The organism is Qipengyuania sp., from assembly GCF_965277845.1.
Classification (GTDB): Bacteria; Pseudomonadota; Alphaproteobacteria; order Sphingomonadales; family Sphingomonadaceae; genus Qipengyuania.
The window spans coordinates 3,059,806-3,072,908 of the sequence record NZ_OZ255844.1; the positions used below are offsets into that span (position 1 = coordinate 3,059,806).

General features: G+C 60.3%; 16 protein-coding genes. All 16 read right to left on the reverse strand.

From position 1 onward, the window contains the following. Positions 1-46: 46 nt before the first annotated feature. The 16 genes from rpsQ to ACQY4G_RS15040 all read right to left on the reverse strand — a co-directional run bounded on the left by rpsQ (position 47) and on the right by ACQY4G_RS15040 (position 12,923). A complete protein-coding gene (gene rpsQ / locus ACQY4G_RS14965; RefSeq protein ID WP_067690112.1) occupies positions 47-337 on the reverse strand; it encodes a 30S ribosomal protein S17 in 291 nt (96 codons plus the stop codon). Between the two features lie 10 nt (positions 338-347). Further along, the gene (gene rpmC, locus ACQY4G_RS14970; RefSeq protein WP_067690436.1) at positions 348-557 is read right to left on the reverse strand and encodes a 50S ribosomal protein L29; all 210 of its coding nucleotides are present in this window, start codon (positions 555-557) and stop codon (positions 348-350) included. Further along, the gene (gene rplP, locus ACQY4G_RS14975) at positions 557-991 is read right to left on the reverse strand and encodes a 50S ribosomal protein L16 (protein WP_067690115.1); all 435 of its coding nucleotides are present in this window, start codon (positions 989-991) and stop codon (positions 557-559) included. The genes rpmC and rplP overlap by 1 nt, the downstream gene beginning before the upstream one ends. A 21-nt stretch (positions 992-1,012) precedes the next feature. Then, on the reverse strand, positions 1,013-1,708 hold the full coding sequence (gene rpsC / locus ACQY4G_RS14980) for a 30S ribosomal protein S3 (protein WP_291172768.1): 696 nt from the start codon (positions 1,706-1,708) through the stop codon (positions 1,013-1,015). 1 nt (position 1,709) lies between these two features. Then, positions 1,710-2,087, reverse strand: a complete 378-nt coding sequence (rplV, locus tag ACQY4G_RS14985; RefSeq protein WP_067690121.1) for a 50S ribosomal protein L22 — start codon at positions 2,085-2,087, stop codon at positions 1,710-1,712. Beyond that, positions 2,087-2,362 (reverse strand): 30S ribosomal protein S19, encoded by a 276-nt coding sequence (gene rpsS, locus ACQY4G_RS14990; RefSeq protein WP_067690124.1) that lies wholly within the window; start codon positions 2,360-2,362, stop codon positions 2,087-2,089. Before rpsS ends, rplV begins: the two co-directional genes overlap by 1 nt. Positions 2,363-2,368: 6 nt before the next feature. Continuing rightward, positions 2,369-3,205, reverse strand: coding sequence for a 50S ribosomal protein L2 (gene rplB, locus ACQY4G_RS14995; RefSeq protein ID WP_067690127.1), 837 nt, complete (start codon positions 3,203-3,205; stop codon positions 2,369-2,371). A gap of 13 nt (positions 3,206-3,218) precedes the next feature. After that, positions 3,219-3,527 (reverse strand): 50S ribosomal protein L23, encoded by a 309-nt coding sequence (locus tag ACQY4G_RS15000; protein WP_067690130.1) that lies wholly within the window; start codon positions 3,525-3,527, stop codon positions 3,219-3,221. Further along, positions 3,520-4,143 carry a 50S ribosomal protein L4 gene (rplD, locus tag ACQY4G_RS15005; RefSeq protein WP_291172776.1) on the reverse strand — a complete coding sequence of 208 codons (624 nt, stop codon included), beginning with the start codon at positions 4,141-4,143 and terminating at the stop codon, positions 3,520-3,522. Before rplD ends, ACQY4G_RS15000 begins: the two co-directional genes overlap by 8 nt. Positions 4,144-4,146: 3 nt before the next feature. Beyond that, positions 4,147-5,013: a 50S ribosomal protein L3 gene (gene rplC / locus ACQY4G_RS15010; protein WP_067690135.1), complete on the reverse strand. Its 867-nt coding sequence runs from the start codon at positions 5,011-5,013 to the stop codon at positions 4,147-4,149. Between the two features lie 279 nt (positions 5,014-5,292). Next, positions 5,293-5,604 carry a 30S ribosomal protein S10 gene (rpsJ, locus tag ACQY4G_RS15015; RefSeq protein WP_006831877.1) on the reverse strand — a complete coding sequence of 104 codons (312 nt, stop codon included), beginning with the start codon at positions 5,602-5,604 and terminating at the stop codon, positions 5,293-5,295. 317 nt (positions 5,605-5,921) lie between these two features. Continuing rightward, the gene (tuf, locus tag ACQY4G_RS15020; protein WP_067690137.1) at positions 5,922-7,097 is read right to left on the reverse strand and encodes an elongation factor Tu; all 1,176 of its coding nucleotides are present in this window, start codon (positions 7,095-7,097) and stop codon (positions 5,922-5,924) included. Positions 7,098-7,192: 95 nt separating this feature from the next. Next, positions 7,193-9,286 (reverse strand): elongation factor G, encoded by a 2,094-nt coding sequence (gene fusA, locus ACQY4G_RS15025; protein WP_067690138.1) that lies wholly within the window; start codon positions 9,284-9,286, stop codon positions 7,193-7,195. 110 nt (positions 9,287-9,396) lie between these two features. Beyond that, a complete protein-coding gene (gene rpsG / locus ACQY4G_RS15030) occupies positions 9,397-9,867 on the reverse strand; it encodes a 30S ribosomal protein S7 (protein WP_067690140.1) in 471 nt (156 codons plus the stop codon). 269 nt (positions 9,868-10,136) lie between these two features. Beyond that, positions 10,137-10,508 (reverse strand): 30S ribosomal protein S12, encoded by a 372-nt coding sequence (rpsL, locus tag ACQY4G_RS15035; protein WP_006831873.1) that lies wholly within the window; start codon positions 10,506-10,508, stop codon positions 10,137-10,139. Between the two features lie 408 nt (positions 10,509-10,916). Then, on the reverse strand, positions 10,917-12,923 hold the full coding sequence (locus ACQY4G_RS15040) for an ATP-binding protein (protein WP_421992049.1): 2,007 nt from the start codon (positions 12,921-12,923) through the stop codon (positions 10,917-10,919). Positions 12,924-13,103: the final 180 nt, after the last annotated feature.

Here is a 13,103-nt window from a genome sequence, read left to right on the forward strand (position 1 = left end):
TGGCTTGCCGGGACGTTTGCCCGGCAGTTCCTACGTCAAACTAGCTTCAGTTACCTGCGGCTTCGACTTCGAGGTCAGCCTCGACAGCCTGCGTGCCGCCAGCGGTAACGCGATCGATCACCTGCCAGGTCTTGGTCTTGGAGATCGGCTTGGTTTCTTCGATGCGCACGACGTCGCCGAGGGTGAACTCGTTCTTCTCGTCATGGGCATGGTACTTCTTCGAACGACGGATGATCTTCCCGTAGAGGGGATGCTTCACCTTACGCTCGACGAGCACGGTCACGGTCTTGTCGGTCTTGTCGGAGGTGACGGTCCCGATCAGGATACGCTTGGGCATGGTCTACTCCTTAAGCCTTCGCTTCGGCCGAGCGCGAACGCTCGTTCTGCAGCGTCTTGATCTTGGCGATCGTGCGGCGGACTTCGCGGATGCGGGCCGGCGCCTCGAGCTGGTTCGTCGCCGACTGGAAGCGCAGGTTGAACTGCTCGCGCTTCAGCGTGGTCAGTTCTTCGGCCAGCTGGTCGTCCGACTTCTGGCGCAGGTCTTCGGTCTTGGCCATCATTCGCCTCCCAGGTGGGCGGTGTCGCCCAGGCGGGCAACGACCTTGGTCTTGATCGGCAGCTTCATCGCTGCACGTTCGAATGCTTCGGCAGCCAGCGGGCCGGCGACGCCGTCGAGTTCGAACAGGATGCGGCCCGGCTTCACGCGAGCAGCCCAATATTCGACCGAACCCTTGCCCTTACCCTGACGGACTTCGGCAGGCTTCTTCGACACCGGCACATCGGGGAACACGCGGATCCACAGACGACCCTGACGCTTGATGTGACGGGTGATCGCACGGCGAGCCGCTTCGATCTGGCGAGCGGTGATCCGCTCGGGCTCGAGCGCCTTCAGGCCGTAGGAGCCGAAGTTCAAGGTCGTGCCGCCTTTGGCGTCGCCCTTGATCTTGCCCTTGAAGGCCTTGCGGTACTTGGTTTTCTTCGGTTGCAGCATGGTTCTTTCCTAATCCTGCAATCAGCGCGCCGGACGGACGCCCGAGGTCTGGGCTTCCATCATGAGGCGATCCTGCGCGGTCGGGTCATGCGCCATGATCTCGCCCTTGAAGATCCAGCACTTGATGCCGATGATCCCGTAGGCGGTCAGCGCTTCGGCTTCCGCATAGTCGACGTTGGCGCGCAGGGTGTGAAGCGGCACACGGCCTTCGCGATACCATTCCACACGCGCGATTTCCGCGCCGCCGAGACGGCCGCCGCAGACGATCTTGATGCCTTCCGCGCCGAGACGAAGGGCCGACTGCACGGCGCGCTTCATGGCGCGGCGGAAAGCGACGCGGCGGATCAGCTGATCGGCGATGCCCTGGGCGACGAGCTTCGCGTCGATTTCCGGCTTGCGGATTTCGACGATGTTCAGCTTCACTTCGCTTTCGGTCATCTTCGCCAGTTTGGTTCGCAGCTTCTCGATGTCCGCGCCCTTCTTGCCGATGATGACACCGGGGCGAGCCGCATAGATCGAGATGCGGCACAGCTTGGCCGGACGCTCGATCACGACCTTCGAGATGGCTGCCTGCGGCAGGCTCTCGACGATGTGCTTGCGGATTTCGATATCTTCGCTGAGGAGCTTGGCATAGTCACGCCCTTCGGCGTACCAGCGGCTGTCCCAGGTACGGTTGATCTGCAGGCGCAGACCGATCGGATTGCTCTTCTGGCCCATCTTACGCCTCTTCCTGCTCGCGGACGACGATACGAAGGCGGCTGAACGGCTTCAGGATGCGCGTCGACTTGCCGCGACCACGGGTGTGGAAACGCTTCATGGTAATCGACTTGCCAACCGAAGCCTCGGCAACGACCAGCGCGTCGACATCGAGGTTGTGGTTGTTTTCCGCATTGGCGATCGCCGATGCGAGAACCTTGGTGGCGTCCTTCGCCATCGCCTTCTTCGAGAAAGCGAGGATGTTGAGCGCCTCTTCGGCCTTCTTGCCGCGGATCAGTTCGGCAACGAGGTTGAGCTTCTGCGCCGAACCACGGATCGTGGTTCCGACGGCGAGCGCCTCGTTGTCGGCTACGCGACGGGGTGCTTTCTGCTTGCTCATCAGCGCTTACCCTTCTTGTCGGCAGCATGGCCCGGGAAGGTGCGCGTGGGCGCAAATTCACCGAGCTTGTGGCCGACCATCTCTTCCGAAACGGAGACCGGGATGAACTTGTGACCGTTGTAGACGTTGAACGTCAGACCAACGAACTGCGGCAGGATGGTGGAACGGCGCGACCAGGTCTTGATCGGCTTGGTGCCACCGGCGTCCTGGGCGGTCTCGGCCTTCTTCAGAAGGCTGAGCTCGACGAACGGACCTTTCCAGACGGAACGAGCCATGTCGGATTACCTCTTCTTCTTCGCGTGGCGCGAACGGATGATCATCTTGTCCGTCTGCTTGTTCTTGCGGGTGCGGGCGCCCTTGGTCGGCTTGCCCCACGGAGTGACCGGATGACGGCCACCGCTCGTGCGGCCTTCACCACCGCCGTGCGGGTGGTCGACCGGGTTCTTGGCGACACCGCGGGTCAGCGGCTTGATGCCCATCCAGCGACGACGACCGGCCTTGCCCAGGTTCTGGTTCTGGTTGTCCGGGTTCGACACGGCACCGACGGTGCCCATGCAGTCGGCGCGCAGATAGCGCTGCTCACCTGAATTGAGCCTGACGATGACCATGCCGCGATCGCGACCGACCAGCTGGACGTAAGAGCCTGCGGCGCGGGCGATCTGGCCGCCCTTGCCCGGCTTCATTTCCACATTGTGGCAGATCGTACCGACCGGCATCTGGCCGAGCAGCATGGCGTTGCCCGGCTTGGTGTCGGCCTTCTCGGCAGCGATGACCTTGTCGCCGACAGCCAGACGCTGCGGAGCGAGGATGTAGGCCAACTCGCCGTCGTCATACTTCACCAGCGCGATGAACGCGGTGCGGTTGGGATCGTATTCGATCCGCTCGACGGTGCCTTCGACGTCCCACTTGCGACGCTTGAAGTCGACATAGCGGTACTTCTGCTTGTGGCCGCCGGCCATGCCGCGCGACGTGACGTGGCCCTTGTTGTTGCGGCCACCGGTCTTGCGCTTGCCTTCGACGAGCGACTTGACCGGCTTGCCCTTGTACAGGCCCGACTTGTCGACGAGGATCAGGCCGCGACGGCCCGGGCTCGTTGGTTTGTAGTTCTTGAGTGCCATTTCTTATCTGCCCTCAGATACCGCTGGTGACGTCGATCGAGTCGCCGTCCTTCAGGGTGACCACGGCCTTCTTGAGGTCGTTGCGCTTGTAGGGCTTACCCTTCCAGCGCTTGGTCTTGCCCTTCACGTTGATGGTGTTCACGCCCGTCACACTCACGCCGAAGATCGCCTCGACCGCTTCCTTGATCTGCGGCTTGGTGGCATCGTTGGCGACCTTGAAGACAACGGCGTTGTTTTCCGACGCCAGCGTAGCCTTCTCGGTGATATGCGGTGCGAGCACGACGTCGTAGTGACGCGCTTCCACTTCCTGCTTCTTAGCCATTGAACCGGGCCTCCAGCTTTTCGACCGCGTCCTTGGTGAGGACCAGCGTGTCGTGCTTCAGGATGTCGTAGACGTTGGCGCCCATGGCCGGCAGCACGTTGACGCCGGGCAGGTTGCGGGCAGCCTTGCTGAAACCGTCGTTGACGCTTTCGCCGTCGATCACGAGGACCTTGCCGTTCCAGCCGGCCTTGTCGAAGTGACCCTTGAGAGCCTTGGTCTTGGCGTCCTTGAGCTCGAGGCTGTCGACGACGACGAGGCCGTCCTTCGCCTTGCTCGACAGGGCCATCTTGAGACCGAGCGCGCGAACCTTCTTGTTCAGCGACTGCTCGAAGTCACGCTTGCGCGCACCGTGGGCCTTGCCGCCGCCGATGAAGATCGGGGCGCCGCGGTCGCCGTGGCGAGCCGTGCCGCCGCCCTTCTGGCGACCCCACTTCTTGCCGGTGCGGGCAACGTCCGAACGCTCGCGCGTCGGGCGGGCGGTGCCGCGGCGGTTCTCGAGTTGCCAGGTGACAACGCGATGCAGGATATCGGCACGCGGCTCGACACCGAACACGTCATCGTTCAGTTCGATGTCGCCCGACGCCTTGCCGTCGATTTTCTGGACCTTCACCTTCACGGATCAGCCCTCCTTGTTCTCGTCCGAGCCGGTGTCGGCTGCGGGCGTATCGGTGGTGGTTTCGCTTTCGGCACCGGCTTCCTGTTCCTTCAGCAGCTTTTCCTGCTGTTCGGCGGAAATCTCCGTGCCGACTTCGTGCTCGGCAGCGCTCTCGACCAGGCCGGCATCGGCCTCTTCGGTCTTGAACTGGTCTTCGTTGCGACGCATCACGCCGGGAAACGGCAGCTCGCCGTGATCGATCTTGACCGCGTCCTTGACCAGCAGCCAGCCATTCTTCGAACCCGGGACCGAACCCTTGACGAAGAGCAGGCCGCGATCGGCGTCGGTGCGCACGATTTCGAGGTTCTGCTGCGTACGCTGGCGATCACCCATGTGACCGGCCATCTTCTTGCCCTTGAACACGCGGCCCGGATCCTGACGGTTACCCGTCGAACCATGCGAGCGGTGCGAGAGCGAGACACCGTGGGTGGCGCGCAGACCGCCGAAGCCCCAACGCTTCATGGCGCCGGCAAAGCCCTTACCCTGGGTGTGACCGGTGATGTCGACCTTCTGGCCGGCAATGAAGTGCTCTGCCGAAATGCGGGCACCGACCGGAAGAAGCGCTTCTTCGGTGTCGACGCGGAATTCGGCGACCTTCATCTTCAGCGGAACTTCGGCCTTGGCGAAAGCTTCGCGCTGCGGCTTGTTCACGTTCTTCTGCTTGGCTTCGCCCGAGCCGACCTGGACCGCGAAGTAACCATCGCGATCTTCGGTGCGGTGAGCGGTGACCTGGCAGTTTTCCAGCGCGAGAACGGTGACCGGCACGTGCCGACCGTCCTCCTGGAAGAGGCGGGTCATCCCGACTTTCTTTGCGATAACGCCAGTGCGCATCGTAAAACTCCTAAACAGAGGCACCCCGGCCCATCCGAGGTGCTTGCCAGCCCGTTTTGTGATGCGTCGCCCCGTCCGGGCTGAGTGCCACCGCGGCAAGAATGCCTTGGTAGCGAGACGGGGGACGCAGGCCCGGATCAGATCCGGCGGTATCCCTTTTGTCTTCGAGAGTTCCTGCGGAGGCAGAAACCTCAGGCCGCTGGGCGCGACCTCTGAACTCCCCGGTCGTTTAGAGTCCTACCAGGCGGACTGAGACCCCCGCCTTCGCGGGGAATCGGATCAAGCGAGCTTGATCTCTACGTTCACGCCCGCGGCGAGGTCGAGCTTCATCAGCGCGTCGACGGTCTGGGCGTTGGGCTGCACGATGTCGAGCAACCGCTTGTAGGTGCGCACCTCGAACTGCTCGCGCGACTTCTTGTCGATGTGCGGGCCGCGGTTCACGGTGAACTTCTCGATACGCGTCGGCATGGGAATGGGGCCACGAATAAGAGCACCCGTACGACGCGCGGTGTCTGCGATTTCGCCAGTTGCCTGGTCGAGAACGCGATGGTCGAACGCCTTGAGGCGAATGCGGATATTCTGAGCTTCCATTACCTACACCGATGCGAAAGAGCCAAAGGAGCGTTTCCACCCCTCAAAAAACAAAGGCCGGCCCCACGTTGCGGTTTCCCGTCAGTGGGCGGCCCTACTGAAACTGTGTGCCGAGGACGAATCCCCGTCTGTGGGCGCGCATATACGGGTGAGACGCGTATCTGGCAACCCCTCAATTCCGCCCGAATTTGCGAGACGGAACCGGACGCGACAAACCGTGCATTAGCGCAGCTTGCACGCCTTCACTAAAAGGCGAAGGCCCGCCCCTCTGCGAAAGAGGAGCGGGCCCACGATTTGAGTGCGCTTGCGCGCGAAGATTACTTGGTGATCTTCGCAACGACGCCCGAGCCGACGGTGCGGCCGCCTTCGCGGATTGCGAAGCGCAGACCTTCGTCCATGGCGATCGGAGCGATCAGCTTGACGTTGATCGTCACGTTGTCGCCCGGCATCACCATTTCGGTGCCTTCGGGAAGGATCACTTCGCCGGTCACGTCGGTGGTGCGGAAGTAGAACTGCGGACGGTAGTTCGCGAAGAACGGCGTGTGACGGCCGCCTTCGTCCTTCGACAGGACGTAGACTTCGGCGCTGAACTCGGTGTGCGGCGTAACCGAACCCGGCTTCGCCAGAACCTGGCCACGCTCGACTTCGTCACGGCCGACGCCACGGATCAGGGCACCGATGTTGTCGCCGGCTTCACCGCGATCGAGCAGCTTGCGGAACATTTCGACGCCGGTCACGGTCGTCTTGGTAGTGTCCTTGATGCCGACGATTTCGACTTCGTCGCCAACGTTCACGACGCCGGTTTCGACACGGCCGGTGACAACCGTGCCGCGGCCCGAGATCGAGAACACGTCTTCGATCGGCATCAGGAAGTCCTGATCGACCGGACGATCGGGCTGCGGGATGGTGGTGTCGACGGCTTCCATCAGTTCCTTGATGGAGTTTTCGCCGATTTCCGGATCGCGGCCTTCGAGAGCGGCCAGAGCCGAACCCTTGACGATCGGAATGTTGTCGCCGTCGAAGCCGTACTCGCTGAGGAGTTCACGGACTTCCAGTTCGACGAGTTCGAGGATTTCCTCGTCGTCGACCTGGTCGACCTTGTTCATGTAGACGACCAGCGCCGGAACGCCGACCTGACGCGAAAGCAGGATGTGCTCGCGGGTCTGCGGCATCGGGCCGTCGGCTGCGTTCACGACCAGGATCGCGCCGTCCATCTGGGCGGCACCGGTGATCATGTTCTTCACGTAGTCGGCGTGACCCGGGCAGTCGACGTGCGCATAGTGGCGGTTGTCGGTTTCGTACTCGACGTGTGCGGTCGAGATGGTGATGCCGCGCTCGCGCTCTTCGGGAGCCTTGTCGATGTTTGCAAAGTCGACGGCCGAACCGAGAACCTTGGTGATCGCCGCGGTCAGCGTGGTCTTGCCGTGGTCGACGTGACCGATGGTGCCGACGTTGACGTGCGGCTTAGTGCGCTCGAACTTTTCCTTCGCCATTTTTCCAATAACCTCTGTCTTAAAATTTGGGATTTCTGCGGGGGAGGAAACGGCGCCCGCGGAATCAGGCGCCGCCCCTAGACCTCAAAGCTGGCTTACGCAAGCTTCTCCTTGACTTCCTGCGCGACGTTGGCCGGCACTTCGTCATAGTGGCTGAACTGCATCGAGTACTGAGCACGGCCCTGGGTGAAGGAGCGCAGCTCGTTCACGTAACCGAACATGTTCGCCAGCGGCACGAAGGCGTCGACCGCCTGGGCGTTGCCACGGCTGTCGGTGCCCTGGATCTGGCCACGACGCGAGTTGAGATCGCCGATGACGTCGCCGAGGTAATCCTCGGGCGTGACGACTTCGACCTTCATGATCGGCTCGAGCAGCTTGATGCCCGCACGGTCTGCGACTTCGCGCATTGCACCGCGACCGGCGATTTCGAACGCGATCGCGCTCGAGTCGACGTCGTGGTATGCACCGTCGTACAGGTTGACGGTGAAGTCGATGATCGGGAAGCCGACGAGATGGCCGCTTTCGGCCTGCTCGCGGAAGCCCTTTTCGATCGCCGGGATGTATTCCTTCGGAATGTTGCCGCCCTTGATCTCGTCTTCGAAGACGAAGCCCTGGCCGCGCTCACCCGGGGTGACCTTGACCTTGACGCGGCCGAACTGACCCGAACCACCCGACTGCTTCTTGTGGGTGTAGTCGACGTCGACCGGCTTGCCGAGGTATTCGCGATAGGCAACCTGCGGCGCGCCGACATTGGCTTCGACCTTGAACTCGCGCTTCATGCGATCGACCAGGATGTCGAGGTGAAGCTCGCCCATCCCCTTGATGATCGTCTGGCCCGATTCGTGGTCGGTGCTGACGCGGAAGCTGGGGTCCTCGGCAGCCAGGCGATTGAGCGCGACGCCCATCTTTTCCTGGTCGGCCTTGGTCTTCGGTTCGACCGACAGCTCGATGACCGGCTCGGGGAATTCCATGCGCTCCAGGATGATCGGCTTCGAAGGATCGCACAGCGTGTCGCCGGTCGTGGTCTCCTTGAGGCCCGCGATCGCGACGATGTCGCCGGCGAATGCTTCATCGATGTCCTCGCGGTTGTTCGAGTGCATCAGCAGCATGCGGCCGATCTTTTCCTTCTTGTCCTTCACCGAGTTCAGGACCGAACCCTTGGACAGCTTGCCCGAATAGATGCGGGTGAAGGTGAGCGAGCCGACGAACGGGTCGTTCATGATCTTGAAGGCCAGCGCGGCGAAGGGCTCGTCGTCGGAAGACGGACGGGTCTGTTCTTCGTCGCTGTCGGGCAGCACGCCCTTGATCGCCGGAACGTCGAGCGGCGACGGCATGTAGTCGACAACGGCGTCGAGCAGGGGCTGGACGCCCTTGTTCTTGAACGCCGAACCGCACAGCACGGGCACGAAGGCGCGTTCCATGGTGCCCTTGCGGATGAGACGCTTGAGCGTCGCCGCATCGGGCTCTTCCCCTTCGAGATAGGCTTCCATGACATCGTCGTCCTGCTCGACGGCGGTCTCGATCAGCTTCTCGCGGTATTCGGCAGCCTTGTCGGTGAGGTCGGCTGGAATGTCGACGTAGTTGAACGTCGCGCCCAGGCCGTCGTTCTCCCACACGATCGCGCGGTTGTTGACGAGGTCGACAACGCCCTGCAGGTCGCTTTCGGCACCGATCGGGAGATAGAGCACCAGCGGGGTCGCTCCGAGGCGGTCGATGATCGACTGGACGCAGTAGTAGAAGTCGGCGCCGGTGCGGTCCAATTTATTAATGAAGCACATCCTGGGGACACCGTATTTGTCGGCCTGGCGCCATACGGTTTCGGACTGGGGCTCCACCCCGGCAACGCCGTCGAACACCGCGACCGCGCCGTCGAGGACGCGCAGGCTGCGTTCGACTTCGATGGTGAAGTCGACGTGGCCGGGGGTGTCGATGATGTTGATGCGGTGCTTGGGACCTTCACCGTCCTCGGCCGACCAGAAGGTCGTGGTCGCCGCCGACGTGATGGTGATGCCGCGCTCCTGCTCCTGCTCCATCCAGTCCATCGTCGCGGCGCCGTCGTGGACTTCGCCGATCTTGTAGGACTTGCCGGTGTAGTAGAGGATACGCTCGGTCGTGGTGGTCTTGCCGGCATCGATGTGAGCCATGATGCCGATGTTGCGGTACCGCTCCAGCGGATAATCGCGGGCCATGTTGAATTCCTCGTGGGTTCGGGGTGACGATTTCGCCGCCCCATGGGTCATTAATGTGACCGCCCGGCGACCGTTCCGCGATGAGGCGGAAACGATCGCCGAGGCAGGCCTTACCAGCGGTAGTGCGAGAAGGCGCGGTTCGCGTCCGCCATGCGGTGCGTGTCTTCGCGCTTCTTGACCGCATTGCCGCGGTTGTTCGACGCATCCATCAGCTCGCCCGAGAGGCGCGCCGACATGGTCGTTTCGGGGCGACCGCGCGCGGCCGAGATCAGCCAGCGGATGGCCAGCGCCTGGGCACGCTCGGGGCGCACCTCGACCGGCACCTGGTAGGTTGCACCGCCGACACGGCGGCTGCGCACTTCGACCTGCGGCTTGATGTTGTCCAGCGCGGCGTGGAACACCTCCACCGGATTGGCCTTGGCCTTGGCTTCGACCGTGTCGAGAGCGCCATAGACGATCTTCTCGGCAACGGCCTTCTTACCGTCGAGCATGAGGTTGTTCATGAACTTCGACAGGACCTGATCACCGAACTTGGGATCAGGCAGGATTTCCCGCTTCTCGGGACGACGACGACGTGACATTTTCGTTAACTCCTTCGGAGTGGTCGCTCACCTCCGTGAGCGCCCTGCGGCTCCAGCCCTCTCCCCCACCCGGCCACCCAGAGACTACCTTCGCATGGTGTCCGGGTGGGGGAGAGGCCTGGCCCCGCGTTAGAACTCTTGGGCTTCGGTGCCGGTCCGCTTCCCCACCCGGCTACCCCAACGGGATAATGCCATGGGTGGCCGGGTGGGGGAGCGGGCCGGTGCCGTAGCTGACGACGGATGTCGTCAGCGCACCCAACAAAAACCCCTTATTTGGGCCGCTTGGCGCCGTACTTCGAGCGGCTCTGCTTGCGGTCCTTGACACCCTGCGTGTCGAGCACGCCGCGCAGGACGTGGTAGCGCACGCCGGGAAGGTCGCGCACACGGCCGCCGCGGATCAGCACGACGCTGTGTTCCTGCAGGTTGTGGCCTTCGCCCGGGATGTAGGAGATGACTTCGCGCTGGTTGGTCAGGCGGACCTTGGCAACTTTACGCAGAGCCGAGTTCGGCTTCTTCGGGGTCGTCGTGTAGACGCGGGTGCAGACACCGCGCTTCTGCGGGTTCTGTTCCATCGCAGGGACCTTGCTCTTGGCCTTCTGCGGAACGCGGCCCTTGCGGACCAGCTGGTTGATCGTCGGCATATGAGTTCTTTCTCTTCACCGTATGAAGGTGACGACTAATGGGTTGATCGGTGATGTGATCGGGTTCGCCTTGCCGCGTCAGGTTCCCAGCGTAGGCTGGGACCTCCCTCCACTCTCGTGGAGCTTGCGGCAGGAGACCCCAGCCTGCGTTGGGGCTCGTCCTTCGGCGAGCCTGAAACACTCCACCCACCGGCCCACACGGCCACCGGGTTACTTTGACGGCTGCCCCGAACGGAGTGACCTCCGCTGCAATAGAAAAGAGCCTCGTCGCATCTGCGACAGGCCCCCGGGACATGACCGGCAATGTTCAGCTCTATCTGGCCGATGGGGAATCACGCGAGGCGGGTCCAACACCGGATGGCCGCGCACATAGTGGGATGGGGGTGCGGGGTCAAGGGAGAGGAGAGATCACTCTATCTTGATCTTCTCCTTCTCCGAAATGCGCCGAGCGAGCCGCGCTTTTGCTTTGGCCGATGGACTACCCAGCTTCAACCGGTCAAAAAATGCCCGATTCCTGAGCTCTGCATCGCGAAGCATCTTCTTGAACGATATGACGCGAATAGTAGCCTTGTGCTCTCTCGACCAACCATAATAGCCTTCACCATCTGGCGTAGGGTTTTGCGCTAACGATCGCTCTAGTTTCTTTCGAGCTTGTTTCGTAAGTTCGCAGACGATTACGCATTCGAAGCGAGTGTCCTTGTCAACATCGGTTATCGGCTCCCCATCGAAGCCGGTTACGCGATGCTCCCTTAGCTTTTCAATGTAGCCGAGAACCTGATCAACGGGGTCGGATGACGGCTGCGCGTCCCCCGGCCGTTTAAATTCAACAAGTGCCACCGGTTCGTTCGAACCTTCACGACGGAATCCTAACGGATTGAAAAATATAGCATCAGGCTCTTTGCCGCTTCCCTTTTCTCGAACAAACGAGTTGATGGGCTTGTCTGAGGCAAAGAACTGGTGCTGTGCGTACGCGTCATCCAGTATCCAAAGATTGTGATTTGATGTCTCGCCTGATCGAAACATTTCGCGCATCGGAAGAATCAGATCGTGGATCGCTTCCTCTTTCTCATAGACGCCCTCTTCTCCGTCCTTGAACTTGATAAGGAGGTTCGCAATCTCCAGAACCTGATGACGCTTAACGACCAGCTCCGCCAATCGGTGTTTTTCTTGATTTTCGGCTTCGGCCAAGATTTCTTCGGCTCGCGATTTTGCCTCTCCTTCAAGCGACTCAAGATCGCGAAGCTCCGACAACTCGTCCAAGATATCCTGCTCATCGCGAAATAGTAAGACGAACAAATTCTGAGCTATCTTCTCGTCATCCATGTCCGGCGAGAGACTTTCGACATACTCGTCGATATCCGCGATTTGACTAGCCAGTTGCGGATGCTCAAATAGCACTTTCTCGACAACGGAACGCTGCTTTCCACGAACCGCCACAAGATGATCAGCAAGAAATTCGCTTGAAGCTTTCATAATTGCTTTTTCGAGCAACTTTCGCGCTTCGGACGGCATTTTAAATGCAAGCCGTTCTTGATCAACCCGTTGGTCTAAATAATCTCCAGACACAACGAGCGTATAGGCCTTTCCGTTATCAAGATTCGTAAGGTCAAATTTTTTGGCTATAGATATAGGATCACCGACGAGCCGACCGTGAGCCGTTAGAAGATACGCATTCTTCAATTTCGGCGGCATGGTAGAATCGACGTACAGATGATCGAAATGGAAGACCTCTGACCTCCCATTTATTTCGATGGTAACAGTCTTAGAAGTTACTTCATCGGCTCGTTCGTCAATGAAATCGAAAAGAGACTCCTCATCGCCATTATGGCAGATTGTAATTTCAGGAAGTCTACCACTTATATAATGAGGAAAGAAATGTAACGCCAAATCTTTGAGGTAAGAGTCAATTCTGATCTGACCCTTTTGTTCAGTCTTGAGTTTTGACAGTTCGATCGTGGTCTCGTAATCTTCCCCTTTCGCAGGCCTCACCCTCTTATACGCTATCGAATTGTTTTTCTCTGGCATAAATCGAAAAGTTACTCTCTCTTTCCGATTCCCATTCTTAGTGACACTCGACACGCCGATGCGGTCAAACGTCTTTATCCAGACGAAGCGACCAACACCCTTTCCACCACGCTGGTACTTATGGCGACTATCGCTAGTTTCGAACGAGTCTAGGTTCTCCTCGTTGAACCCAATTCCATTGTCAGTGACCGCAATCTTTTCGACGTCGCCATCCTCAGCCGTGTCAATTTCAATGTATATCCAGCCTTTGTCGGACATCTTATCTTCGCCAAAGCGATCCTCAATCGAATGCAGCGAATTGCTTACCGCCTCATAGATCGAATAGAGAATTGCTGTCTTCCCATCGGGCAGACCCATATTGCGAATACGTCCAAGAATATCGAACTTCATGTTGATCACTCGTTTGAATACGATCGCTTGCTATTAGCCTCCGGAATTGCCGGCGCCAATCTTACAGAAAATTCGGTCCACGCTTTGCGCGTCCCACCAGACATTCAGGGTCCGCCAGCTTTCTGCATTTTCCTGCTGTCCCTAGTACGCTGGACGAACCACATAGGCCGCGACGAGAGG

Bases quoted from the DNA above. Each gene is read 5' to 3' on its own strand.
- rpsQ (WP_067690112.1), bottom strand. From the start codon at position 337: ATGCCCAAGCGTATCCTGATCGGGACCGTCACCTCCGACAAGACCGAC.
- rpmC (WP_067690436.1), bottom strand. From the start codon at position 557: ATGGCCAAGACCGAAGACCTGCGCCAGAAGTCGGACGACCAGCTGGCC.
- rplP (WP_067690115.1), bottom strand. From the start codon at position 991: ATGCTGCAACCGAAGAAAACCAAGTACCGCAAGGCCTTCAAGGGCAAG.
- rpsC (WP_291172768.1), bottom strand. From the start codon at position 1,708: ATGGGCCAGAAGAGCAATCCGATCGGTCTGCGCCTGCAGATCAACCGT.
- rplV (WP_067690121.1), bottom strand. From the start codon at position 2,087: ATGAGCAAGCAGAAAGCACCCCGTCGCGTAGCCGACAACGAGGCGCTC.
- rpsS (WP_067690124.1), bottom strand. From the start codon at position 2,362: ATGGCTCGTTCCGTCTGGAAAGGTCCGTTCGTCGAGCTCAGCCTTCTG.
- rplB (WP_067690127.1), bottom strand. From the start codon at position 3,205: ATGGCACTCAAGAACTACAAACCAACGAGCCCGGGCCGTCGCGGCCTG.
- ACQY4G_RS15000 (WP_067690130.1), bottom strand. From the start codon at position 3,527: ATGGCTAAGAAGCAGGAAGTGGAAGCGCGTCACTACGACGTCGTGCTC.
- rplC (WP_067690135.1), bottom strand. From the start codon at position 5,013: ATGCGCACTGGCGTTATCGCAAAGAAAGTCGGGATGACCCGCCTCTTC.
- rpsJ (WP_006831877.1), bottom strand. From the start codon at position 5,604: ATGGAAGCTCAGAATATCCGCATTCGCCTCAAGGCGTTCGACCATCGC.
- tuf (WP_067690137.1), bottom strand. From the start codon at position 7,097: ATGGCGAAGGAAAAGTTCGAGCGCACTAAGCCGCACGTCAACGTCGGC.
- fusA (WP_067690138.1), bottom strand. From the start codon at position 9,286: ATGGCCCGCGATTATCCGCTGGAGCGGTACCGCAACATCGGCATCATG.
- rpsG (WP_067690140.1), bottom strand. From the start codon at position 9,867: ATGTCACGTCGTCGTCGTCCCGAGAAGCGGGAAATCCTGCCTGATCCC.
- rpsL (WP_006831873.1), bottom strand. From the start codon at position 10,508: ATGCCGACGATCAACCAGCTGGTCCGCAAGGGCCGCGTTCCGCAGAAG.
- ACQY4G_RS15040 (WP_421992049.1), bottom strand. From the start codon at position 12,923: ATGAAGTTCGATATTCTTGGACGTATTCGCAATATGGGTCTGCCCGAT.